This window comes from Paenibacillus rigui (assembly GCF_002234615.1).
GTDB classification, from domain to species: Bacteria; Bacillota; Bacilli; order Paenibacillales; family NBRC-103111; genus Paenibacillus_S; species Paenibacillus_S rigui.
The window spans coordinates 66,835-92,006 of sequence record NZ_NMQW01000004.1; the positions used below are offsets into that span (position 1 = coordinate 66,835).

General features: G+C 50.8%; 21 protein-coding genes and 1 pseudogene. 6 read left to right on the top strand and 16 right to left on the bottom strand.

All coding sequences use genetic code 11. The features are described 5' to 3' along the window. Nucleotides 1-91 precede the first annotated feature (91 nt). Nucleotides 92-1,069 carry an MraY family glycosyltransferase gene (locus tag CF651_RS04475; protein ID WP_094013683.1) on the bottom strand — a complete coding sequence of 326 codons (978 nt, stop codon included), beginning with the start codon at nucleotides 1,067-1,069 and terminating at the stop codon, nucleotides 92-94. Between the two features lie 225 nt (nucleotides 1,070-1,294). Between CF651_RS04475 and CF651_RS04480 the strand changes: the two genes are divergently transcribed. Both CF651_RS04480 and CF651_RS04485 read left to right on the top strand, forming a co-directional pair. Further along, nucleotides 1,295-1,558, top strand: coding sequence for a GlsB/YeaQ/YmgE family stress response membrane protein (locus tag CF651_RS04480; protein ID WP_094013660.1), 264 nt, complete (start codon nucleotides 1,295-1,297; stop codon nucleotides 1,556-1,558). Nucleotides 1,559-1,609: 51 nt separating this feature from the next. Continuing rightward, a complete protein-coding gene (locus CF651_RS04485; protein ID WP_094013661.1) occupies nucleotides 1,610-2,044 on the top strand; it encodes a YtxH domain-containing protein in 435 nt (144 codons plus the stop codon). A 113-nt stretch (nucleotides 2,045-2,157) separates the two neighbouring features. Here CF651_RS04485 and ppsA read toward each other — a convergent pair whose 3' ends face one another. From ppsA to CF651_RS04515, 6 genes are all read right to left on the bottom strand, one after another. Further along, nucleotides 2,158-4,758 carry a phosphoenolpyruvate synthase gene (gene ppsA / locus CF651_RS04490; RefSeq protein WP_094013662.1) on the bottom strand — a complete coding sequence of 867 codons (2,601 nt, stop codon included), beginning with the start codon at nucleotides 4,756-4,758 and terminating at the stop codon, nucleotides 2,158-2,160. A 198-nt stretch (nucleotides 4,759-4,956) separates the two neighbouring features. Next, nucleotides 4,957-5,277, bottom strand: a complete 321-nt coding sequence (locus CF651_RS04495; protein WP_094013663.1) for a hypothetical protein — start codon at nucleotides 5,275-5,277, stop codon at nucleotides 4,957-4,959. Nucleotides 5,278-5,406: 129 nt separating this feature from the next. After that, entirely contained in the window at nucleotides 5,407-6,183 is a 777-nt protein-coding gene (locus tag CF651_RS04500; RefSeq protein ID WP_094013664.1) for a sigma-70 family RNA polymerase sigma factor, read from the bottom strand. Then, nucleotides 6,180-6,629 carry an anti-sigma B factor RsbW gene (rsbW, locus tag CF651_RS04505; RefSeq protein ID WP_094013665.1) on the bottom strand — a complete coding sequence of 150 codons (450 nt, stop codon included), beginning with the start codon at nucleotides 6,627-6,629 and terminating at the stop codon, nucleotides 6,180-6,182. Before rsbW ends, CF651_RS04500 begins: the two co-directional genes overlap by 4 nt. Before the next feature lie 9 nt (nucleotides 6,630-6,638). Beyond that, nucleotides 6,639-6,986, bottom strand: a complete 348-nt coding sequence (locus CF651_RS04510) for an STAS domain-containing protein (RefSeq protein ID WP_425436201.1) — start codon at nucleotides 6,984-6,986, stop codon at nucleotides 6,639-6,641. Between the two features lie 191 nt (nucleotides 6,987-7,177). Beyond that, complete coding sequence (locus tag CF651_RS04515; protein WP_094013666.1) at nucleotides 7,178-7,651, bottom strand: DUF948 domain-containing protein; 474 nt, start codon at nucleotides 7,649-7,651, stop codon at nucleotides 7,178-7,180. Between the two features lie 161 nt (nucleotides 7,652-7,812). On the opposite strand from CF651_RS04515, the gene CF651_RS04520 reads away from it, so the two are divergent. Then, the gene (locus tag CF651_RS04520) at nucleotides 7,813-7,965 is read left to right on the top strand and encodes a hypothetical protein (RefSeq protein WP_179232681.1); all 153 of its coding nucleotides are present in this window, start codon (nucleotides 7,813-7,815) and stop codon (nucleotides 7,963-7,965) included. A 259-nt stretch (nucleotides 7,966-8,224) separates the two neighbouring features. On the opposite strand, the gene CF651_RS04525 is transcribed toward CF651_RS04520, so the two are convergent. Both CF651_RS04525 and CF651_RS04530 read right to left on the bottom strand, forming a co-directional pair. Continuing rightward, a complete protein-coding gene (locus CF651_RS04525; RefSeq protein ID WP_094013668.1) occupies nucleotides 8,225-9,073 on the bottom strand; it encodes a cupin domain-containing protein in 849 nt (282 codons plus the stop codon). Nucleotides 9,074-9,331: 258 nt separating this feature from the next. Beyond that, nucleotides 9,332-9,988, bottom strand: a complete 657-nt coding sequence (locus CF651_RS04530) for a hypothetical protein (protein WP_094013669.1) — start codon at nucleotides 9,986-9,988, stop codon at nucleotides 9,332-9,334. A gap of 421 nt (nucleotides 9,989-10,409) precedes the next feature. Between CF651_RS04530 and CF651_RS04535 the strand changes: the two genes are divergently transcribed. After that, a complete protein-coding gene (locus CF651_RS04535) occupies nucleotides 10,410-11,102 on the top strand; it encodes a hypothetical protein (RefSeq protein WP_094013670.1) in 693 nt (230 codons plus the stop codon). 100 nt (nucleotides 11,103-11,202) lie between these two features. Here CF651_RS04535 and CF651_RS04540 read toward each other — a convergent pair whose 3' ends face one another. Together CF651_RS04540 and CF651_RS04545 are read right to left on the bottom strand one after the other, a co-directional pair. After that, entirely contained in the window at nucleotides 11,203-12,456 is a 1,254-nt protein-coding gene (locus tag CF651_RS04540) for an ATP-binding protein (protein WP_245855690.1), read from the bottom strand. After that, nucleotides 12,429-13,568 (bottom strand): fused response regulator/phosphatase, encoded by a 1,140-nt coding sequence (locus CF651_RS04545; RefSeq protein ID WP_094013671.1) that lies wholly within the window; start codon nucleotides 13,566-13,568, stop codon nucleotides 12,429-12,431. The genes CF651_RS04540 and CF651_RS04545 overlap by 28 nt, the downstream gene beginning before the upstream one ends. A gap of 328 nt (nucleotides 13,569-13,896) precedes the next feature. On the opposite strand from CF651_RS04545, the gene CF651_RS04550 reads away from it, so the two are divergent. Then, a complete protein-coding gene (locus CF651_RS04550) occupies nucleotides 13,897-14,337 on the top strand; it encodes a YflT domain-containing protein (protein WP_094013672.1) in 441 nt (146 codons plus the stop codon). A 120-nt stretch (nucleotides 14,338-14,457) separates the two neighbouring features. Continuing rightward, nucleotides 14,458-14,622, top strand: a complete 165-nt coding sequence (locus CF651_RS04555) for a DUF1328 domain-containing protein (protein ID WP_094013673.1) — start codon at nucleotides 14,458-14,460, stop codon at nucleotides 14,620-14,622. Nucleotides 14,623-14,709: 87 nt separating this feature from the next. On the opposite strand, the gene CF651_RS04560 is transcribed toward CF651_RS04555, so the two are convergent. The 5 genes and pseudogenes from CF651_RS04560 to CF651_RS32750 all read right to left on the bottom strand — a co-directional run. Next, nucleotides 14,710-15,018, bottom strand: a complete 309-nt coding sequence (locus CF651_RS04560; RefSeq protein WP_094013674.1) for a putative quinol monooxygenase — start codon at nucleotides 15,016-15,018, stop codon at nucleotides 14,710-14,712. A 194-nt stretch (nucleotides 15,019-15,212) separates the two neighbouring features. Continuing rightward, entirely contained in the window at nucleotides 15,213-15,698 is a 486-nt protein-coding gene (locus CF651_RS04565) for a DUF4362 domain-containing protein (RefSeq protein ID WP_179232682.1), read from the bottom strand. A 235-nt stretch (nucleotides 15,699-15,933) separates the two neighbouring features. Then, the gene (locus CF651_RS31885) at nucleotides 15,934-19,731 is read right to left on the bottom strand and encodes an Ig-like domain-containing protein (RefSeq protein ID WP_179232683.1); all 3,798 of its coding nucleotides are present in this window, start codon (nucleotides 19,729-19,731) and stop codon (nucleotides 15,934-15,936) included. 223 nt (nucleotides 19,732-19,954) lie between these two features. Continuing rightward, nucleotides 19,955-23,584 (bottom strand): S-layer homology domain-containing protein, encoded by a 3,630-nt coding sequence (locus CF651_RS04580; RefSeq protein WP_094013677.1) that lies wholly within the window; start codon nucleotides 23,582-23,584, stop codon nucleotides 19,955-19,957. Nucleotides 23,585-23,671: 87 nt separating this feature from the next. Beyond that, nucleotides 23,672-25,172: pseudogene (locus tag CF651_RS32750) on the bottom strand (Ig-like domain-containing protein); the annotation flags it as partial.

Consider the following 25,172-nt stretch of genomic DNA (forward strand, 5'->3'; position numbering starts at 1 on the left):
CGTCTTAGGGGGCGCCATTCATGAGAAGTTAAACGAACGGCTTCGCCGTCCCTCGAAGGACAGCGAAGCCGCTTTTTTTTTTTTAACTCGTTTATACATGAAGCATAAGAATAATAATCGAGGTCAGGCTGAAGCACACATTAATGAGGCAGAGGAACATGACCACCTGCTTCGGGTTCAGACCGCTTGCGAGCAGCCGGTAATGTGCTTGACTGGCATCCGCTTGATAAATCGGCTTGCCGTTCAGCAGCCGCTTGAACACAACGAACAAGTTATCGAAGATCGGTACGCCCAAGGCTAGAATCGGAATAAATAGAGATAAGACCGTAGCTTGCTTGAATGCCCCGTTCAGCGCGATAACCGCAAGCATAAATCCGATAAACGATGCGCCTGCATCCCCCATAAACACTTTGGCCGGCGGCTTGTTATAGCGTAAATAACCCAAGCCGGCGCCGACCAGCAGCATGGCCATCATCGCCGAATCCGACTGCCCTTTGGCCAACGCCACAATGAACAGGGTTACGGCAGAGATCGTGGATAACCCGCCTGCCAGCCCATCCATCCCGTCAGAGAAATTAATTACCGTCGTCACGCCGAAGATCCAGGTGATCGTCAGCAGAAACTGCAGCCACGTCGGAAGTAAAAATTCCTGCCCGTTGAACGGGTTCGTAAAGCCATGAAACACAATGCCCGAGTTATATACAATGACCGCGGCCAATACTTGGATCACAAGCTTCGGCAGTGCGGATAATTCTTTGCCATGCGTCTTGTACCAGTCATCCACCATGCCAATGCTTAAGATGAGAAGTCCACCCGCCATAATAGCCATCGATTGCCCCAGGTTGTCCCGAATAAAAATAAAGTACGTCACGACAAATCCGGCAAAAATGGCAATGCCCGCCGTCAGAGGTATCGGTTCGCGGTGAATTTTACGCTCGACGTCCGGTCGGGGCTTGTCCACGAAATCAATCCGATAAGCGAGCTTGCGAAGCGGCGGTATCAGCAGAAATACGATCAAAAACGACAACAAGCCTGCAAAAAAGTATGAAATACCGGTCCCCTCCCCCATCTTGTAAAAAGTGGTGTTGTCCGCAGCGCCGTCACACTGCAAAATGCGAGGTATGTAAACAATCTGCGACATCTCCCATTATATCATAGCCATCGGGACAGAACACCCATCGAGCCATGACGCAACGCTGACGCTGCAATGAAAACCTCATGTTTGTTTCATTCCTGTACAGAAGGGGTACTTAATAACAAGCAACATATGAATCCATAAGGGAGCGTGATGACAATGATCGGCTTGCTGATAACTATCATCATGGCTATCGTCATCGGGGCTATCGGATCGGCCATAGCACCTGGCGGTATGCCCGGAGGCATTCTCGGCGCTATGATTGCCGGATTCGTAGGGGCTTGGCTTGGCGCCCTGCTGCTGGGGAACTGGGGACCGGTCATCGGAGGCTTCTCCGTTGTACCCGCTATTGTCGGGGCCGTGATTTTCGTTCTTCTGCTGACCTTGCTTGCCCGAATGTTAAACAACCGGCCGTCAGCCTAGCTTGGAAGAATCATGGAAATTGTAACTTAACCTATAAAGGAGCGATGGAACATGACGACTACAACGACGGAAACCAAACGAAACGATATGCTGCTCGGAACCCTTATCGGGGGTGCCGCTGGAGCACTGATCGCCCTCTTGTTAGCGCCCAAATCAGGACGCGAGCTCAGGGGCGATCTAGTCGAGAAGGTGCAGACGCTGCAGGCCAAAGGCCAGGAGTGGTGTGAGGCGGCTAGGCAGATGGCGGCTGAAGGGGTAAAAACCGTCAGCACAAAAAGCACCGACCTGCTGGATAAGGCGCACGACGTCGCAGATCAGGTCGTCCAAAGCGCACGCAAGGCTGCGGATCAGGCTGCGGACTCTGCGCATCGCGCAGCGGACCAAGCCGAGCAGACGCTGAACCGCGCGGCGGATAAAGCATCCGATACGGCACACGATGCCATGGATCGGATGAAGCAATTAAGCCCCTCGGACAAGATTCAGTAATACACTGGTAAAGTGACGTCCACAAGAGGGGCGTTCATCCAAAGCGGTACCTGCGATGTGAACCGGCGCAGGTGCCGCTTTTTCGGCAGGGCAGGACCCTGACATCCTCATTTTTACAATATTTCGATATACCCCTCTGTTCCGTTCAAGCGAATTCGTTGCCCGTCTTTTATCAGTTGGGTAGCATTCTCCACTCCGACAACCGCTGGCAAGCCATATTCACGTGCGATAACGGCTCCATGGGTCATCAGTCCGCCAACCTCGGTGACCAGGCCTTTGATGGATACAAACAAGGGTGTCCAGCTAGGGTCAGTATAGGAAGTGACTAATAGGTCTCCATCTTCCAGATCAGCATCTTCCATGTTCAAGATAACACGTGCTCGCCCCTCTATAACTCCGGAAGAAACAGGTAAGCCTGCCATAGCTTCGGCTGGGAGATGTTCCCGTTTGTACTTTCCTGCGATGATTTCACCATCAGACGTGATAACACGTGGCGGGGTTAGCTTTTCATAAAATCTGTACTCGTCTTTTCGTTGGCTGATGATCGGGTAATCCAGTTTATTTGTGCGTACGACCTCGTGAAGCTCCTCAAAGGTGAGATAGTATATATCTTCTTTTCCCTGAATAACACCTGCATGTACGAGCCGTTCGGCTTCTTTTAGCATTGCCTGCTTATAAATGAAATAGCGATTTACCATGCCATATTTCGGATATTCCCGGTAGCCGATGAAATTCCGGATGAGGTCGATCATTCGTTTGGTTTCTTTGGCTTTTTGTTCGCCATCCGGTAATTGCTTCAATCGATCTATTAACTCTTGTTCCTTTGCCAAGGCTTCCTGCCGCCCCTGTTCAAATTTCCGCTTACTGGCATGAGGCTCAAAGTTCTTGATGTTACCAAGAATCAACGGGACCAGTGTGATTGGTTTTTCACTCCAGCGGGTTCTAGTAATATCGATTTCCCCGGCACACCGCATCCCGTATTTGCTGAGATAATCATAAATAGCGTTTTGGGTTTCCCTTCCTCCATCAAACTTAACCAGTTCATCCAGAAAGTTATCTTCTTCTGCATGCTGCAAATAATCAATCACTTCTGGATAAGGGCGAATCCCATCCGCGACATCCAATAGGGCCAGCCCCATTTCCGAAGTAATATTACCCGGTACAGATTGAGAAAGCGTATCTGCTCCGTTTTTTTCACCTAACCACTCGTTCATGTTTTCATTGATCCATGTTGTAGCATTTATCGCAGCCATAAACACAGCCGTGCTTTGCGGGTCGAATAAGATCTTCCTTAATTGCTGGATATCTTCCAGAATAAAATCAAACAAATCCGATCCCGATTTCGCTTGGATGCTTTGCTTTAACTCTTCTATCGAGGCTTGACTACGCTTAATCAAATCAGTAACGATTGTCGGATCGTTCTCGAATTGTGCCGACATATCTGTATTGCTTCTACCGGGACTTGGTGCTTTCTTGTCATCTGGTACTGATTTAATAAAATCTCCTCGCTCTATGATCGTCATAAGCGCATCTTTCATAAGCGGGTCGTGTTGTCCCATGGCATTCAATAAAATTTCTCTGCTGTCAGGTGAAGCCAGCCTAGATGTGACATCAACAAACAGCCTTCCGCCAGCTTTACGCATGGGTGCAGGAGTTATTAACAGGTAAAAAGACAATCCCAGTGGTTTTATGGGATCCGTCATCATTTGTTGATGACCGACAGAGATATAGACGTGATTTTCTTGATCATTTGCTTCAGGGATGGGATATAAAGTCGTGATCGGGCGACTCTGGACAATATAAAACGTATCCTCAGCCAAGCACCATTCGATATCTTGCGGGCAGCCAAAATACGCTTCAATCTGTCTTCCGATGCGTGCCAGCTGTAAAATTTGTTGATCCGTGAGGGCTTGGATCTTTTGCTGGTCAGGGTCGATCTGCCGGGTCTCGGTTCCGCCTTCTTTGCGTCCGTAGATAGCCCATGTTTTGGCCGCTATCCGCTTATCAACGATTTTCTCTTCCTGTACTTTATAACTATCGGCACATACCAAGCCGGAAACCATTGCTTCTCCAAGTCCAAAGCCGGCATCGATGGATAGCAGCTTTCGGTTAGAAGTCATCGGATCTGCGGTAAATAAAATCCCTGAAGCCTGAGGGAAAACCATCCTTTGAACGACAACGGATAAATAAACTTGACGGTGATCAAATCCATTCTGCATACGGTAGATGACCGCGCGATCTGTAAACAGGGAAGCCCAGCATTTGCTGATATGCTGCAGGATTGCATCCTTGCCGATGATATTTAAATAGGTGTCTTGTTGACCCGCAAAAGAGGCATGTGGTAAATCTTCAGCAGTCGCACTTGAACGCACGGCATAAGCATGTTCATCGCCAAACTGGGAGAGATAGTGAGTCACTGCTTTCGCAACATCGGAAGGAATGGCTGCCTCCATAAGAATTTGTCGAAGCTTCCTGCTGATTTCACCAATTTGATCTCGATCTTCTACTTTTAGCATGGTTAGTCGACCCAGCAAAGCATGATACGTTTCGTTGTGTTCGATGGCTTTTCGATATCCCTCTGTTGTAACACAAAATCCATCGGGTACTTGTATGCCTTCGATTTTTGATAATTCCCCTACATGTAACCCTTTTCCGCCAACGAGCCAAAGCTGCGTTTTCTCCATTTCCTTGAAGCTGAGAACCAACGAACTCATCCAACATCTCTCCTAACTATGAAATTGAGAAAACATTTGACAAGAGATTACCGGTGTGGTACATTTAGAATATAAGATGCAATAAATGTGTCATGCTAATAAAAACAGTCGTAAACAGATTATATCATCGTGTCTGTTTATACGCAATATGAAAGAACCTGGCAAAGCTGCCCAGGTTCTTTTTTGATTTCCCGCCATCTAACCTCGTAGTAGTACGACTAATCTTTCCGGAGATGTACCTTCCTGCAGCAAGGTACCGATATGCAGCTTCGGACGTTCCGGTTTTACGAAATGGCCGTTTTCCAAATAATAGCCCCTTTCTTTGGCTGCTGCATGAAGCTTGCAGAATAACTCGGCGGCCTGAATGGCCTCATGCACATCGGAAAACGTTTCCAATACATTGCCTGTGCCCAGTGGATTATTAGTCACGGCCTGAATGGTAACCTGATACGTATTCGCCTCCGTCTGACGAACTGAAACTTCACTTCCCTCACAGGGGATCGTATGTTTAACCGTCATGTCCGCCACCGCCTTTTCAATTGGATGATGAAGCTGATGATTACTGGTTATAATCTTCATTACCCGTACGGCGCAGCTTTGAAACGAATGCCGGTCGCTGAATCCGGGGATTCCACTCGAACCCCCGGATCATCCGTCAGAAACTCTTCGCTCCTCGGCAAATACTTGGCGCAGCTTCTCCAAAGCCCGCTTCTGAATGCGGGAAACGCTCATCTGCGATACATTCAACCGCTGGGCAATATGCCGCTGGGATTGACCTTCGACATAAGCCAGATGAAGCACCTGCCGCTCCTCCAGCTTCAGCTGCGCCATCGCTTCCTCCAAATCAAGCTTCCGTTCCAGCTGCTGATACTCGTCCTTCTCCGTTCCCAGCAGATCCCCAATCGTCGCGCCGGTCTCCTCCATGGACAAAGGAGTATCCAAGGATACGTAGTGATAATATTCACGTCCTGCCAGAATTTCGATGGTTTCCTCGACGGAGAGTTCGACCTCGGCGGCAATCTCATCTACATTTGGAGAACGCTCCAGACGAACGGTCAGCGTATCGATGGCATGTTGAATGCGTCCGCCCTTTTCTTTGACACGCCTTGGCACTTGAACGTACCATGACTTGTCCCGCAAATAGTTTTTCATGTGACCAATGACGCTTTTCATCATATAGGCCTCGAATTGGACGCCTTGGCCGGTATCGAACTGCTTGAACAGGCGGAGCATCGACATTTGTCCCACTTGGTATAAATCTTCATAGAGGTCCGGACGATTGCGCGACATTTTGCCGGCAGCCATCTTGACCATCGGTTCAAACTGCAGCAGCAAGGAGGTAGCCACCTCGTTGCAGCCCGTTTCCTGGTATTTGGCAATCAGCTCATGGATCGTGGATGCCGGTCTCTCTGAATTTAATTTCATACCATTTCCTCGCTTTTACTAAGCCATTTGGTCAGAACGACCTCCGTTCCCCCATCATTCGTAACCTCTACTTCATCCATTAGCGCCTGCATCAAATAAATGCCCAGGCCGCCCACCTTTGCCTCTTCCAGCGATTGGTCATGTAAAGAACCGGCCTGCTGCGCTTTTTCGTCAAAGTTAAAGCTGCTGCCCTCATCCTTAACCGTCACTTTCATGCCGTCCTCAAGCAGCTCGAAGCGAACCTCGATGGTCCCGATTCTGCCCGGCTCATAGGCGTGAACGACGGCGTTGTTGCAGGCTTCCGCTACAGCCACCTTCATGTCTTCAATATCCTCATAGGAGAAACCGAGCTTGGTACCGAGCCCATATAAAGTCAAACGGACCAGGTCGATATACTCCGCTTCAGCCGGCAATGTCATACGGATCGTACGATTGTCCAAGTTCATTATTTGCTTCTATCCTTTCTGATTCACATTGATGGAGGTCTCTTGAATAAAAGGGGTCAGTCCGGTCATATCGAACAACCGCTGGATCTTGGGGGGAATATCCTCAACCGCCATAGGCGCCTTCAATACATGCCTTGCCTTGAGCAGCGACAAAATGACGCCAATCCCTGTACTGTCAATGTAACCCAGCTCCTTCAAATTCAGTACCAGTCTACGTTCCGTCTCCGCGACAAAAGGATCGGCCGCCGCACGAAGCTCGGCCGCCTTCGACAAATCCAGCTCCCCCTTCAGTATGAGCAGGTTGCGGTCGGATTCCGTTACTTTCTCGATCTCGAACGAATGTTGACGATTCATCATGCCTGTATACTCCTCCTATTAGGTGAATAAATACCCGCTGCACGGACGGATCTTCCTCCGATCCCTGTTGTCCCGGATTTTGCGCTTGCATCAGCCTTGCTTCGGAGCCGATCCGGCCTCCCTATTATTTTATCATTACCCATTGGGCGGGCCAATGAAACAGGAGACCGGAACTTTCGGGGCGACGAAGCTTAGATAGAGCCGCCTTTGGCTGGTGCTGCGGCTGCGGCCGCCATGCGGCGTTGTTTCATTTGGTGCCACACATCGACAGCCAGCGGGGCAAACGTAAGGACCTGGGCGATCCGGTTATTTAAAGGAAGGTTAACCTCCTCTTTCACTTTGGCCCGAATCGTCTTCGCAACAACCGACGATGCTTGTTTGACCGAGGAAGTAATATCCTCCACAACCTCTCCCACGTTCTTCACGGAATCGAAGGTCGGTTCCAGTGAATGCAGCTTGTCCAATACATCGACGGTAACTTGATTCGTATGCTGCAGCAAATGGGAGGCTTCCTTAGAGATCCCCTTGATCTCCCCCTGCAGCTCGCGAATCGTTGTGTTCGTCTGCTTCAGAAGGTCCGACATGGAACGCAGGGTGACAATGAGAAAAGCTACCAACACGACGAAGGCGACCGCGATTAATGCAACGCTAAACTGAACAATCATACGTGGCTTCCCCCTTTTAAAAAGAGTCCATAGGATGGTCATGCTTATGCGGTATTTACCCCGACAAAATCAATTTGAAACGGTGATTCACCTGTTCCCGTCCAGGGTAATACATGGCACCACGGTATCCTAATGAAGCTCAAAGCAAAGGAGCGATTCACATGAATCAAAATATGGATATTGAGAAAAAAAGCGTCGAACACAAATACGATAAGGGGCTCGTAGCCTCTACCTTCATCCGGTACGCAGCCTACATCATTATTTTCTTCGGGTTTCTTTACTTCATGGTACGTTACGTATTCCCGAAGTTTTAAATGGATGGGGTACAACAGCATACAAACCAGCAAAAGACTTCATCCTGCCGATGATTTCAAGTGAATCGCCGGCGGATGAGGTCTCTTTTTTGCAATCAGCCCTGAGAGTCTGACCAACCTTCAAAGCGGTCGCCCTTCCTGTACCGGCCCATGGAGGCTGAGCCATACGAGCCTGGATGCAGCGGAGTTGGACGTATGTCGGAGGCGCACTGCTTGAGACTTCAACGGAGCCTGAAAGCTGAGTCAATATTGCTGCAGATCAGGGCCGCAGGTGCTGCGGGTAGGAAGAGGGCTGCCGATACGGATTCGGCGCTTGTACGTGGCGGTTGTTGACAGGCTGATTCGCATACACACGGTTCGGCTGTGGATTCGGGTAGGCCTGAACCGGCTGCCGGTTAGGGTAGGACTGATTGGGTTGTTGATTGGGCTGTGGATTGGGTTGCAAATTAGGCTGCAGATTGAGCTGCTGAACGGGTTGTTGGTTTGGTTGCAGATGGAACTGTTGATTAGGCTGCAGGTTTGAATACGATGGGTTCGGATACGGCTTACTTGCAGCAGCACCTTGGACCATGTCGGATTTGCAGTCGCTTGGCGGGCCAATGAAGGTAGTCTTCTGAAGCGGCGCAAGCGCGTCTTTGATTTTGGCCTCATTCAGGCAGTAGGTATGAGCGAGAACCTGGGGAGGCGTTAATCTCAGAATATCGGATCCGAGAATGACTTCCGGAATTGGCGCATCGAAGATGGCCAGCAGGTGCGTACTGTCAACAGTGGCCACCTCATAATGCCACCAGCCCTGGGGGACATTCGCAACTTGCCCCGGACTGATGGGATAATGCAGCAGCTCGTTCGTAAACGGATTGATCAAGGAAACTACAGCCGCACCGGTGATGCAGTACACCAGCTCCGCTGCATTCTGGTGATAGTGAGGCTCAACTACATTGCCTGCGCTTAAAAAAATATCGAGCAAAGAATTATTGCCGAGCGTGTTTAATTGCTTGATGGACAAAGCATTAATGTAGTTTTTGGCGTCTTTTCTAAACAGCGTATTGTTGCTTAAGTCGTAAAAAAATTGCGTATTCGGGGAGGTATAATCCATGTAGGAAATCATTGGAGCTCACTACCTTTCACATTCACATTAGAGGTTCATGCCGCTAAGCTTTACGTGGGTAACATATGCATCCGCCCAGAAAGATGTGAATGCTCCTCTGCCGTTCAGGCTCTTTATATTCATCCCTAGGCGAATTACCGGCGGCGGCCAAACCAAAAAAACGCCCCACTCACCTCTTTCGCGGTTTGGAAGGCGTCTTCGCTCCATACAGATGTCTTGCTCTGTCAGGAAATGCACCTCGGTGCGGAGCCTGCCGGTTTATTCTGCCGTAGCATGAAAATAATGAATGCTTGTGATTTCCCCCGTATCCGGATCAAGAAACAGCTTGAGCGCATTGCTGCGATTTTTGTACACGATACCGTCCTCACTAATGAAATATGGCGTACCGAGCTGTTCCTTCAGCTTGGCAAGCTCGATCGGCAGTACCTGCCCGTCGATCTCTATCTTCCCCGCCGCGGCAGAAACGATAACATACTGGATGGAGCCGTCTACCATGCCGATGCTGCAGTCCTCATACGAGTACACCTTGGACAAGCGAAGCACATCATCCCGCTGGATGGAGAGCGGCTCTCCTTTGATTTCATACATTGTTTTTAAATCATCTGCTAACGACAGCCCATTAACCGTCGTCAGCTTGAAACGCGACTCTACGCCTGAAGGCGGGCTCTGTCCGCCCGATTGCGGAACCGCAGGGGCCGCCTGGATATTCGCTGTAGTTATTCCTGCGTCGGCTTGTGAATGCGTGGCAGCCAAGGAAGCATACTGCGGCGGCTCGGCCGAAGTCTCGGATACTGCGGCTGCAGCGGCCGGAGCCGGTCGAAGTGCAGCAGGCTCTTTATATATTTCATGAAAAGCCCATACGTCAACAGATATAAACAATGCTGCCAGAAGCGCCAACCAAGGTAACCTTTTCATGTTCCATCCCCTCCTTACGATGACTTACTGCAAGTCTCGAACGGGTTGCAGCCTCCTAGCATACCCCCAGCGCATCCTGCCGGACGACTGATTGGTACCTGCCTGCAGGTTTACATGGCTTCTTAATATATGATTACACGATAGGCATGACGTTGAAACATAAAGGAGATGAATTATAAAGCAGATGAAATATAACGGTGTACAAGCAAAGAAACGGCCGTACATTCGTCATACAGCGCAGAAGCCAAAGGTTATAAGCTTATCATTTTAAGCGTATATCCGAATTCTACGGGTATTTAGGCAACCTTTAAGCCAATCTTCAGGCGGATTTAAGGATCTTTCTTTATACTGACGTTACCTTTTCGAAGCATGGACAAGAGAAGGGACAGACGAAGGATCAGATCAGGAGGATGGATGAGATATGGATTATAAAAAAGTGGGCGCAGCCGGTGTGCTGCTGACTTTACTGCTAAGCGGCTGCGGAACGCAGGCGGCAACGCAGGATACGGCGAAGCAGGCGAACGCGGCACAGAGCACAGCCTCTCAAGATACAGCGAAACAGGATGTATCCCAAGCAGCAAAGCAGGAAAAACCGGCACAAATGAACGAGAAGGAACGGGAAATGAGCTTTACCTTCCAATCGTTGCTTATGATGGATAAGGCGGACGGGTTGGCCATTACGAAGGATCAGGCAGCATCCATGCTGACTGTCGTGCAGGACAGCATCACCAAAGGCGAGCTGACGAGCGACGCACAGACGAAGCTTACTGAGAAGCTTACAGCCGAGCAGAAAAAATATATGGAGGATTCCGCCGCCAAAATGAAAGAGCGGATGAGCAATATGAAGCCTGGTGAGGGAGCCGGGGGAGCACAGCGTCAAGGACAAGGACAGAGGCAAGCAGCGGGAGATGGCAGTGCCACCGCCACACCGAAAGCTTCGACCGACGCTAACGGTGCGGCAGCCGGCGGCCAGCAAGCCCAGGGCGCTACAGGAAGCCAACCCGGTTCAGCCGATGGCAGCAAGCCGCAGGATGGGAAAGGCGGACAAGGGGCTCGAGGCGGTAAAAATGCAGGCCAGCAGCTTGTGGAGCTGCTTCAATCCAAAACCAAGTAAGCCCCTTACATATCGGCGGCATACACGAAAAAACAACAAAGCAACCGGGCCGGGTTCTCCCCCATGTCCTCGGTTGCTTTTCAATTGCATGGCATTAAATTCATACAACTCCAGACTGGGCATTCAAGGTAAACAAGAACCTCGCCCCGGGACCGTAAGTTGGATCCAGCCGGATCGTCCCGCCCAAATGCTCGGTCAAGCTTTTACAGATGGCCAGCCCCAGGCCTGTGCCCCCGTATTTACGCGTGGTAGAGGAATCCAGCTGGGAAAAAGGCTTGAACAGCACGCCCCGCTTCGACTCGGGAATGCCGATTCCCGTATCCTCCACCCTAAATTCAAGCTCAAGCCGCTCCTCCATCCGATTCACCAGCTTCACCTCCAAATGAACCTTTCCCTGCTGGGTAAATTTAATCGCATTGCCTATTAAATTCGCCAATATCCGCCTTAAGCGAACCTCATCCGAGATCAGCCATTCGGGAACGGCCTCGTCAATGCTCAGATGGACGTCCAGCGATTTCTTGCGTGCATCCTGGTGAAATAACTCCTTCACATCCTCCAGACACGAGCGCAAATGAAACAGCTCCTGCTGCACCTGTATTTTGCCCGACTCAATCTTGGACAAATCCAGAATATCGTTCAAAATGGTCAGCAGCGACGAGCCGCTTTTACGGATCGTTTCTGTAAATTCCCGCTGTTCTTCTGTCAGCGCCGTATCCAGCAGCAAATCCGCCATAGCCAGCACCCCGTTCAGCGGCGTCCGAATTTCATGGCTCATGATTGCGAGAAATTCGCTTTTGGCCCGGGCTGCTTGCTCGGCCGCCTCCTTTGCCAGCTGAAGCTCCTGCTTCCTTTGGTTTAACAGCGCCGTTTGCTGCTGCAGCTTTTGCTGCGTCACATAAATATGAACGAAGCCTTCGATTTTGGATTTGAGCACATGCGGTACAATCGGCTTTACCATATAATCAATTGCGCCGACGGAATAGGCCGTGCAGGATTGATCCTGCTCCCCATAGGCGGCAGCCGTCACAAAAATAATCGGAACCGCCTTCGTTTTCTCCCGGGACTTGATCCATTTGGCCGTCTCGAACCCGTTCATGCCGGGCATCTGAACATCCAGCACGATCACTGCGAATTCATAGGTCAGCAAGCAGCGAAGCGCCTCTTCCCCGGAATGCGCTTTGATCAAACAGTACTCCTCATTACCGAGTATGGCTTCCAGCGCCAGCAAATTTTCAGGTTGATCATCTACCAACAGGATGTGTATAGACTCCTTCAACTTCATAGCGTCCTTGCTCCATTTCTGTTCATTGGATGCCCTTACCGCTCTTATTGCGTCCGCACCATAACCATGCAAATATCGTCCTCCTGCACATCCCGGATTTCGGGTGGAAGCAGCTGGTCTATAATGCAGCCTAAATCTTGATCATAGCAAGTCCGAAGGCCTGTGATCAGCTGCTCTGTCTCATCCTGTCCTTCTTCCTCGATCGCCTCCAGCAGCCCGTCGGTATACAGAAACAGCCGGATCGGTTCCTCGTAGGCGGCCACACCCTTGATAATTTCCATCTGGTCGAAAAATCCGACCGCAGCACAGCTGCGATTTAATAACACAACCGGCTTACCTGCCTCAAACAGCATGCCGGGCGGATGTCCGGCGTTCACATATTCTATCGTTTTCCGTTGCGTATCCACCAGCAAATAAATGGCCGTAAAATAATAATTAATCGCATCGTCCCGGCGGTTCAGCTGGTTCATATACCGGTTCAGCTCGGCGATGACCAGCTCCGGCGAGACATACCGGGTAATCGTATCCTGCATAACGGAGGAAATAAACATGCACACCAGCGAGGAAGAAATGCCATGACCCATCATATCCAGCAAAATAATGCCATATCGATGCTCATCGATCCGGTACCAAGAATACAGGTCGCCGGCCAGCTCGGACGACGGGTGGTACGATGCGCTGATTTCAACGCAGTTGTCATGAATGGGCGCACTCAGCACACTTCGCTGTACCTGCTTTGCCAGCTCCAGCTCCCGCCCGATTCTGGCCTCGTTCTCTTTATGCCAGTCCTTCTCGTATTTCAACCGCAGCGCCACACGAATACGCGCGATCAGCTCTACCTTATTGACCGGCTTCATCACGTAGTCAATAGCTCCCGCTTCCAACGCCTCCGCCAGCAAGTTGGAGTCGCCGACAGCCGTTACCACGATAATTGGAATATCTTTGAGTTCGTCCTGCTCCTGTAACAAACGGCATGCTTCCAAACCATCCATTTCAGGCATCATCATATCCATTAGAATCAGGTCTACCGGGACCTGGGGTCCCGCATCTTTTCCAACGCTCAACAGTTCCATGAGCTCTAGTGCAGAGGACAGCTTGATGAAATGCGAATAGCCCGCATTCTGCAATATTTTCTCAATTACCATTAAATTTACCGGATTGTCATCCACAATTACGATGTTCATCGGATATCCCCTAACTTTTTGCTTCCTCTCATTATAGCTTTCTTCTCACTATTATGTAACCTTATAGGGCCCCTGTTGAATCAACACCCATTGTTTCAGGCGCCGGACAAGCGGTTAATAAAGGGCATGCCAGTAAGGCAAAGCGCAGTACCTACAAGGAACTGATGCTGACAATGGCCCAAAAGCTTCCGGAAGCACGCTTTCGCACAAGCCTCGCCAGCTCAGCAGCTCAAAACTCAGCGGAATGCTTACCTAGTAAGTTTTCTGCGAAAATTCAGCGGATGCTTACGTAGTAAGTTTTCTGCGAAAACTCTTAGGAGGGATACCCATGGAAAGCAAAGTGAAATTGGTAACTCGTGAAGAGCAGGCAATCGAGGAGATTCGAGCGTTCCGTCGAGAAGGATATGCATTGGAGGAAATATACGTTCTCGCCCATGATGATAAAACTGTAGACGGGCTGGCCAGCCTGACGGACACGAACAAGATCGGCTTGTATGAGGAAGGCATCGCCAACACGTTCGCCAACCTGTTCCGCTCCAGAGGTGATCAGCTCAGGTCTAAAATGACATCGCTCGGACTATCCGAGACGGAAGCCGAGCATTACGAGAAAGAGCTGGATCAAGGAAAAATTATGGTGATGGTCTGGTTCGACGAAACCGACTCCGGCTCCATGGAGGCCCATCGCAGAGTCCGTCGACGTGACGACTATGTCGTACCGTCAACCGGCATTTACATGGCCGACCGACATGGACCGAACGGGATCGTCTAAGCCGGCCCGCCTGTCGGCACACCACTAAGCAAGCGCTTACGAAGCCAAGTTTGCTTCACAAACAAAGTTGATGCTTACGAAGCCAGTTTTGCTTCTCAAAACTTTTAGGAGGTGGCACCTATGTTAAACTGGGCACTTATTTTTCTGGTCGTAGCCATTATTGCAGGGGTATTGGGCTTCTTCGGACTCGCCGCCACAGCGGCGGGGATCGCCAAAGTGTTGTTCGTCGTCTTCCTCATCTTATTCGTCGTTTCGCTCTTGATGGGTCGAAGAAAATCCGTATAACAGCATGCTAATGAACAACGATCATGCTGCAAAAAACGCAAGAACGGGGTCAGCAGCACACCCGTCCTTGCGTTTTTTATCCTATCGTCAGGAAATCCCTTTCCCCCCGACTGGAGTCAGCGTATGAATCCGCTCCACTCCAGCGATAAGCGGCATCGCCCGACCAATGAGCGCCGCAGCCCCTTCCAGCGACAGTGAAGCCTGATGTGCCCCGGCACTGCTCCATACCTCGTAGACCCACACGGACTCCGGCTCGTTGTCGGATACATTCACACTATAAATCTCGCAATCCGTCACCTGCTCCATCGAAGCCGCCGCTTCCAGCAAAATCCCGACCAACTCATCGCGCTTGCCTTCTTTGGTCATAAATTTATTGTACAAACCGAATTTGGACATTGGACACCCACCCTTCCTTTTTATCCCATTCCCCTTATTATAACATACATACGTTCGCATACCACCCAAACTTAACCTGCCACAAACCAGGTTAGTCACGGAACAACAAAGGATGCGCTTAGCTTAACATAGGAACTCTTTGGGAAAATGCTCCTAAGGACGAAGCCCGGCAGATGCCGGCAAGCGCGTATAAGCTATTTTTCCCGCTGCACCAGAAACCCGAACGTTTCGCCTGTAGAGGAAGAACAGCCTTCAAGCGAATACATCGTCCCGTTCGCCTCTTGCTTCTTCTCGATGCTTTGGCATGTGGCGGATGCTTTACCCTTGCCTTGTCCGGCGAACGTGTCCATCGAGTTGTCGAACTCGTACTTGATTCTCCCGTTATCGTAGGCAAGGTCATAAATGATCGGATCGCCCTCAATCGTGTATCGAGTAATCCGTACCTTCCCTGCTTTCTTGCCTTCGACATCCTTCACAAACTGGTCCCATCGCTCTAAATTCGTGTATTTCCCGTGAACGTCCACCACATCTCCCTGCCCTATCGCCTTTTCCGAGGGGTAACTTGCTTTCGGCGGCAGCGAAGCACGCCCCCCGTTCGGTGACAGATCGGCTTTCTGGCACGCCGTCAAGGCTAACATAAACAGAATGGCAGCCACCATTCTTGTTACTCCATTTTTCATGAGAGTCTCCCCCTTTGCCATCTTAAACGCAGCCGATCGGTTAAAAGTCTCCGTACCGCTATTTGTATGACGCCCCTAAGAATAACCGCAACGTAAAAGAAAGACAAGCCCAAAGGGCTTGCCTGATGATTCAGAATGAATTTGGGTACTTTATGGTGAAGGCCGCACCCTCTACAGGTTGACAACATGACCGAGCAGCCTTCTATGCCGGTTCAGACTTTTGCCCGGAAAGCACTTATGGCTGGGGTGCATCCGTTTTGTGCAGTTCTTTCCATACTCGTAGCAAGGCAACCGCCGCTTCCGCTCTCGTCGCCTGACCATCCGCAGCGAAATTCCCGCCCGCACGGCCATTCAGGACATTCTGCGTATTAGCGGCCTTGACTTCAGACCTGGCCCATTCAGGAATCGCTGCATCATCCTTAAATATCGTTGGGCCGGGCTCCGCTTTCCATTGAAAGGATTTGGACAGCAAAACCGCCATTTCGGCACGGCTAATTTCATTATTTGGCCGGAAGGCCCCGTCAGGGTACCCTTCAATGATGCCGACTGCCGTTCCTTTGTGGACGGCCTCTTTTGACCACTCAGGCAGCAACTCTTGATCCTTGAATACTGGAACGCCCGCCGAGAGGGCTTGCGTATCTACAATATGTACGCGCAGCAGCAGTGTCACAAATTCGGCTCGCGTAATTTTATTGTCAGGCACAAAATGGGCAGCATCGTATCCCTGTACAATTTGATGCGTATACGCCTCGCAAACCTCGGATTCAGACCAGTGACCGATCAAATCGATAAAAGGACAACCATTCCCGTTTCCGGGGCGGATTACGTTCCGATGCAAGTTCAATGTATACGTTTGTTTTAGGCCGCCTGGCGAAGAAAGCTCAATCGCAAAAATATTGTGGCCTTCGGTCAGCTTTACTTTGCTTATCCCGTTCCACTCTTCACCATTAAGCTTGAAGGTAAGACTGGCGCTCGAACGCTCCCCGCGGATTTCCGCCTCCTCTTCGTTGACTTCGGCGCGGTAAACATAAATTGTCTGTGAAAAGACAGGCGTCAACGCAAGCTCCTTGCCTCCTGCTGCAGCCGATAACCGGATTAACGCCGGCTTCTCCTCCGATGCCGGTGCAGCTGGAGAAGAGGATGACGATGAAGAAGAGGATGAATCATCATCAGACGATGAAACAGGTATCGTCACGGTAAAGCTAACCGTATTGGAATCGGCACTCACATTGCCCACAGCATCCGCTGCAGCTGCAGCTGCAGTATGCGGGCCTCCCGCTAATGGAGTAACCGGCGTAAATAGCCAGCTGCCCGTACCATCTGCTGTCGATGTTCCCGCCGCGACTCCGTCCACCTTGACCGTTACCACACTATTTGCTTCAGCTGTTCCCGAGATCGCAGGCGTCGAGTCATTCGTTGCCGAGCCGTTCGCCGGGACTGTAATGACCGGGACCCCCGGGGCTGTCGTATCGACAGTAAAGGTTATGCTGTTGGAATTTGCACTCGGGTTGCCTACAGCATCTGCTGCAGCCGCAATTGCAGTATGCGGACCGTCCGCCAGCGGAGCAACCAGCGTGAATACCCAATTGCCCGTTCCGTCCGCTGCCGGTGTTCCGACTGCGGCTCCGTCCACCTTGACCGTTACCACGCTATTTGCTTCAGCTGTTCCCGAGATCGTTGGCGTTGAATCGTTCGTCACCGAGCCATTCGCCGGATTTGTGATAACCGGGGCCGCAGGCGCTGCCACATCCACTGTGAAGGTGACCGGGGCGGAAACCGGACTCATATTGCCTGCGGCATCTGCTGCCGTTGCGTTTGAACTATGCAGGCCGTCTGCCAAAGGAGCAACCAGCGTGATCAACCAACTTCCTGTACCGTCTGCTGCCACCGTCCCCACTGCGGCTCCATCTACCTTCACGGACACGGCGCTGTTTGCTTCCGCCGTCCCCGATATCGTCGGTGTCGAGTCGTTCGTCGTCGAACCGTCCACCGGCACGGTAACAACCGGAGCGGCTGGAGCTGTCGTATCGACCGTAAAAGTGACCGGGGTAGAATTCGGACTTATATTGCCTAAGGCATCTGCTGCCGTTGCGATTGAAGCATGAGGTCCGTCTGTTAATGCAGCAGCCAACGTGAACGACCAGTTACCCGATGCATCCGCTGCCACCGTTCCCACTGCGGTTCCGTCTACCTTCACGGACACGGTGCTGTTTACTTCCGCCGTCCCCGAGATCGTCGGCGTCGAGTCGTTCGTCGTCGAACCGTTCGCCGGCGCCGTAATAACCGGAGCTGCCGGAGCTGTCGTATCGACGGTAAAGGTAACGGTGTTGGAATTGGGACTCATATTGCCTGCGGCATCGGATGCAGCCGCAAGTGAAGTATGGGGGCCGTCTGCTAATGGAGCAGCCAACGTGAGCGACCAGTTGCCCGATGCATCCGCTGCCACCGTCCCCACTGCGGCTCCGTCTACCTTCACGGACACGGTGATGTTTGCTTCTGCCGTCCCCGATATCGTCGGTGTCGAGTCGTTCGTCGTGGAACCGTCCACCGGCACGGTAACAACCGGAGCGGCTGGAGCTATCGTATCGACGGTAAAGGTGACCGGGGTGGAATTCGGACTTATATTGCCTACGGCATCTGTTGCCGTTGCGATTGAAGCATGGGAGCCATCTGCTAATGCGGCGACCAACGTGAACGACCAGTTGCCCGATGCATCCGCTGCCACCGTCCCCACTGCGGCTCCGTCCACCTTCACGGACACGGTACTGCTCGCTTCCGCCGTCCCCAAGATCGTCGGCGTCGAGTCGTTCGTCGTCGAACCGTTCGCCGGTGCTGTTACTACTGGCGCAACCGGAGCTGTCGTATCGACGGTAAAGGTAACGGTGTTGGAATTGGGACTCATATTGCCTACGGCATCTGCTGCCGTTGCGATTGAAGCATGGGGGCCATCTGCTAATGCGGCGGCCAACGTGAGCGACCAATTGCCCGATGCATCCGCTGCCACCGTCCCCACTGCGGCTCCGTCTACCTTCACGGACACGGTGCTATTTGCTTCCGCCGTCCCCGTGATCGTCGGCTTCGAGTCGTTCGTCTTTGAACCGTTCGCCGGTGCTGTTACTACTGGCGCAGCGGGAGCTGTTGCATCGACGGTAAAGGTAACGGTGTTGGAATTGGGACTCATATTACCTACGGCGTCGGATGCAGACGCAAGTGAAGTATGGGATCCGTCTGCTAATGAGACAACCAACGTGAACGACCAGTTGCCCGATGCATCCGCTGTCGCCGTCCCCACTGCGGCTCCGTCCACCTTCACGGACACGGTGCTATTTGCTTCCGCCATCCCCGATATCGTCGGCGTCGAGTCGTTCGTCGTCGAACCGTTCGCCGGTGCTATTACTACTGGCGCAGCGGGAGCTGTTGTATCTACGGTAAAGGTAACGGTGTTGGAATTGGGACTCATATTACCTGCAGCATCGGATGCAGCCGCAAGTGAAGTATGGGGTCCGTCTGCTAATGAGGCAGCCAACGTGAACGACCAATTGCCGGCCGCATCCGCTGTCACCATTCCCACTGCGGTTCCATCCACCTTGACCGACACCATGCTGGCGGGTTCCGCCGTTCCCGTTATCGTCGGTGTAGTATTGTTCGTCTTTGAGCCGTTCGGCGGCGCGACTACGACCGGGACCGCAGGAGGAGTCAGGTCTATCGTCCAGGAATAGAATGCCGGCGAGGGATCTAAAGCAGCCCCGTCCCAAGCTCGTACCCCGAAATTGTGGCTCCCCTCTGCCAATCCGATGAGACTTATCGGAGATGTACATGGAGTATACGCCGCTCCATCCAAGCTGCATTCGAAGCTCACACCGGTATCGGTCATAAATTGGAACAATGCGGTTGAGTTATTCGATAGAAGCGGTGGAACCGAAGTAATACTCGTCTGCGGCGCCGCAAACACGGTTAACGGAACCGCGATAACCGTCCCCAAACTAAAAATAACCAGCATGAACAGATTTGTAATTTTCCTTTTTATACCCAACGTCTTCACTTCCTCCTTATATCTCCCATTGATATTTCCCATGAATCATACTAGCAAAGTCTGGTAGAGAATACGATAGTTTCCTTGATAGATTAACTAAAAAACATCAAGACGGGTTTCACACCTTTTATCGGATTTTTAGAAGCTCATTTTTAGAGAGACGCAAAGAGGCCGCCCCAAAAGCCATAGCTTTTGGAACAGCCCCTCTAGTACAATATGGAACTTAATTACTCTGCCACTGCTCTCCAACGGTTGGAGCCAGCTTAGCCGCGTGACTACGGGATGCTTCTTCTATATCCCCATAAGCCCAATGGCTCACCGGAACATCATCCCATGTTGGGGCAGGTGTACCGGTCAATGGTCCCCGATTCATCAATCGGTTTAACCACGTCACCACTTCCGCCCGGCTCACATTCGTATTCGGGTGAAAGAGTCCATCCTCATAGCCGTGCACGAAGCCTGAATCCGCTAGAGCAGCAATTTCCGCCTCAGCCCAATGTCCCTGTACATCCGCGAATGCAGGTATAGAACCTCCTTTAAGCTGCTTCCAACGAACTGCCAATACAGCAAACTCCGCCCGGGTCAGCGGTCGATCCGGTTCAAACTTCCCTTCGTCAGTGCCGAGCATAATTCCTTTTGCGTGAAGCCCTTCAATTGCGGAATATGCCCAATGCGTCCGAGTGACATCCACATAGCTTTCCTTCTCCGATATTGGTTCCTGAGACGGATCAATTGAAATTAGACGCCATAGGACAGCAGCGAGCTCAGCCCGCGTGGCGGATTGCTCCGGATGGAATTTATGATCAGAGAAGCCATTCATGTAAGCTGTATGTTTTACCAAGTGTACTTCATTTACTTTAGGTTCCTCCGGCGTCACCACAGGCGTTTGTACTGCCTCTCCATTTCCTGTAGTACTAGAGGAGTGACGCTTTGTGCCCGTACCTGAGGACGTGGGATTATCCAGCGCAAGCACCGTAAAGGTACTGAATTTTTGAATGATGACCGAAAGCCCCGTAATCTTTCCTGAAGCATCTTTCTCTACTGTTCCCCGCTTGAACTCTTTCTCCCCGTCACTATGCTCAATGTAGATATACAAAGAGCTGAGATAAGCCGCCTGCGCATCGGCATTCGATGGTGCGTTCAATTTGGATAACGGGAAAATCAACTTCGTTTCATGATTGGCAGGGTAGTTCGTTTCAATCGTCATCGGAGTTCCTACTTGTTTTACGATGCGATTGCCCGCCTCCTGCTTGACGAGATTATCCGCCGCAGCCCGCTGTATCCATTGTTGCGCATCCTGTGGATGACGAACGGGAACAAAATGAAAAAAGAGGTCATTCCCTTCTGCTTTTAAAGCTTCCAATGTGTTCTTAGGAAGAACGATGCTGGCTTCCTCGGTTTCAATGGCATAATCCACTATATTGGCAAAAAGGGAGTATGCTTCTGAAGATATCCCGAAAGCTACTTGATCCGCAGCATCATTAGGCACTTCCTCCACAACCAGACGCACAATGGATTTATTGTGTGCTGCAGCTTGGCCCAATGCAGTTTGAGCTTGGGCAGCATCGATATCTACCTTATCTACCTTGGTTCCATCCGACATCGTTTTCCTTGTGACAACCGTCTGATCTACAGCCGTTCCGTCTTCACCTACTCGAACCGGTGCCATACGGTTTATTTCTTGAGCGACCTGGACGGACCCTTTTTTCACAACCAGAAGAAAGGTACGTTGTCCCTGGAATCCCGCTTTATTGACCACGGCCGTCAAAATAATATTTTCGTCCTTACTTGCCGGACGATTCACCTGACCGGAAGCAGTAACAAACTGTGGATTGCTTGACTGCCATGTTACAGCCACATTGTGAACCTGATTGGCTAGTGTTACTGACTTGGTTACACTTTCCCAGCTGTCTCCAGGGGCATACCCGATACGCAAGGTGCTTAATGTCTCTTTCACCTCATCCTCAACATCTTCACGATGAACTAACAGCTGATAGCTCGTTTGCGTATGCTGGTCCTGTGCAGTAACCGTTAGGGTAAACAAATTGTCTCCCACAGCAATTGGCATTGTGACCACGTAAGACGAACCGGTTTTCTCCGCATACGTAGCCCCGCTCACGGATAAAGTGGAATCGGCATCATAGACCGATGCGGTTACGGTTACCTTAGTTACATCATAAGCCACTTGCACTTCATAGCTTTGTACTTCCTTCTGGAAAGCGGGCTGCAGATTCCCCTCGGAAACCGTTAATGCCGCTAATCGTGCAGTAGAGTTCAGTGCAGCCGCTTGGACCGTCACCTGAACGGATGCCTGTTTGTTTAAGGTATTCGTCACATTCGCAGGAAGGTTGATCAACGTGCCTGTTACCTGGAACGTCTGCTCCTGTTTGCCTGACGGATCGTAGCTTACGCTTGAATCCAGCGTCCATTCCACTCCCGCCAGAGCCTTGCTATTGTCGTCCAGTGTCACTTCCACTTGCTGCGGCAAGCCCAGCGCTCCGGCTGTTTTGGCCGCTCCATGGACTACGTTCGTTACAGCTGGAAGTACAGCAACATCCTTAATATTATATGTAGTCTTAATATTTGCATCGTTAACTGCATATTCAGCCCATGCGATAATTCGATTCTGATCGTCCACTTGGGCGACATAAATATACTGTCCCGAATGAACGGACACATGCGTCATAGACGTCAATGCATTCGTGTAATTTTGAGCCGAATCTCCTTGATTAGGCCTTGGGACAACAGAGGGGGAAACTATATATTTCCAGTTTCCAGTCGCAAGCCCCGACGGCATGCTTGTACCCCCAATTTCACCCGGCACCCAGGTTAAACCCTGGATATCCGATGCCTTAAGAATCCCAATGTACCCTTGGTCACCTACCGTAACAAATCTTCCAACTGCATTGACGTACACAACCGCACGTAAATCTGCTTTCTCATCGGAAGGCTCTTGAATGTACGCCATATCTACGTTAGGGTCTTCAAACTCGTAATTTGAACCATTCTTTACAAGGTTAAACTTGACTGTGGCTCCCTTACCCCCCACGGCAACAAATCGATCTTGTCCGTAAGCTAAGCCGTACAAAGGCTCCGTTGTGCTTCTATAGGAATTGGTCAGATTGGCTTGTCCTCCTGCCGCAAAATCTCCCCCAATAGACAACACTTGTTGAGCATCTTCTAAAAAGTAGCCATGATATGCATCTGAAAAAGTACCCGTAGCACTCCAATGAATCCCATCTTCCGATATGTACTCGCTGGCAAATCCCTCAATCGTAAAATGATTGCCGTTAAATGTGATTCCACGCAATGCTGCTTCAGGAGGAGTATCACTTAGTAAATCGAAGGAATGATCCGTCCAATTCACCCCATCATCCGAAGTAAACAGTGAGGAGAACCCGTCTCCATCTACACCTACGGCTACAAATTTATTGGCACCAAATGCTATGCCCTGGAACATGGGCTCATTATTCGTTAACTGCTTGCCGGTCCAATCGGTCCCATTGGCGGAGGTTAAGACCGTCCCCTGCTCCCCTACAGCAACGAATTTACCATTTCCGTACGTCACACCATTCAATTGTTTATCCGTTACAGGGGTTCCCTTGACCCAGTGAACCGCATCAGCAGAGCTTAGAACGGCCCCTTCGGAGCCTACGGCTATGTACAGTCCTTTTTCTTCTGAATAGATGATTCCTCTTAAATTATTTGTCACTTGCCCAACTGCCTGCTGCTCCCATACGGAAGCTGGAACGACCGGATTACCTGCACCCGCCTGCACTCTCTCTAGGAACAATGGCTGAACTAACAATACGACAATCGTCATAAGAAGTAGTTTCGATACAACTTTATGCATACGGCACCTCGTTTGGTAGGTTAGAGACAGGAGCGCGCTCCTATCTCTGTTAACTAAGTTACAACAGCTTTCATTACATTCATTCCACTACAGTGAGTGGGAACCCAAATATTGGAAAGTCCCCTTAGGATAAGTTACCCATTCCCCTTGACCGGTAAAGGCTTTGGACCCTGTATAAATTCCCTGCTTGCGCACAATCGTCCCTCCGGTTGGCATGAATGAATCATGGGAACTCGGGTCTCCCAGGACATCAATGATTTGACCGTCTTTTTTCAGCACCAGAGCGACGGTATTATACTCCGTCGGATTATACAAGTCTAATTCGTCGTTATAATAAGAAATGTTGGTAATATCAAATACATCATAAAAAATGGAATCTATGAAGATATAAGGCACCTCTGGCCAACTGTCAAACAGAGTTTTGGATGTGACCTTCATCGTATTGGTCTTTGTCATCCATTGATATACCTCAATCTGATAGCCTACAGCCTTATGATTGGGATCCCCATCCCCTTTATAGTAAAGCTCGACGGCAATTCGACCGTCTCCCCCATCCAGATACTCACTGAAGAACATTTCCGGAGTACCTTGAGGATCTACGATCACTTGGATGACAACAGCCTTCCCATCCGAACCGATCACCCAAGTATAAGTACCATCATTTACAAGAGAAATGATTTTTCCATTTTTCGTCGTGGGCCCGCTCAATGTTGAGTCCGGGGTTCCTTTATACACTTCAAAGGACGACTGATTCGGGAAAAAAGCAGAGAGATCGTACGAGAAATCGGCCACCCCTTGCTTCGTACGATAAGCAACAAAACCGTTAGCAACTAAAGGTGCGTTGCGGACCGTAAAGGCATAAGACTCCGTGCCTCCATGGCTGTCGTTCGCTGTAACAGTTACTTTAGCACTGCCGGCTTGGATGCCAGGCGATAGGGTGAGCGTGTCCCCGGAAACCGTTGCATTCACAGCGTCTGGCAAATCCGAAGTCACAGTATACTGAAGCGTATCCCCATCTGCATCGCTGAATAATTGCGATAAATCATAGGTACGATCGTTGGTCACAGTTGACGTTAGAACTTGTGTGGAGATCGAACTGACGACTTCCGGATTGTGATTCGTTGCGGAGGCGGATTCAACCGTCACCTGAATCATTCCTGTCGCCGTGCCGCCACGAAGATCGTCCGCACTCACGTTAATTACAGTCTGTCCGACACCGACAGGGCTTAGGGTCAGCTTATTCCCCGTCACCGTCACCGTGGCGATGGATGGGTTTTGCGCAGCTGCACTAACGGTCAACGGATCTCCATCAAGGTCCTGCAGATACGTACTTAAATCCAATTCTTTTGCAGAACTACCGATTTGTAACGTTTGATCCGGAACCGTCTGAAGTTCAGGTTTATGATTCACTGCCGGCGGCGCAGTGACATTCATGACGAACGATGCATCCGCCTTGCCGCCTTTGCCGTCCTCAGCCTTCACTGTGATGTGCGATGTACCGACAGCGAGAGGCGTTACCTCCAGCTTCGTTCCCGTCACCTTCACCGTCGCTACGCTCAAGTCCGACGATACGGCGCTCAGCGTCAAG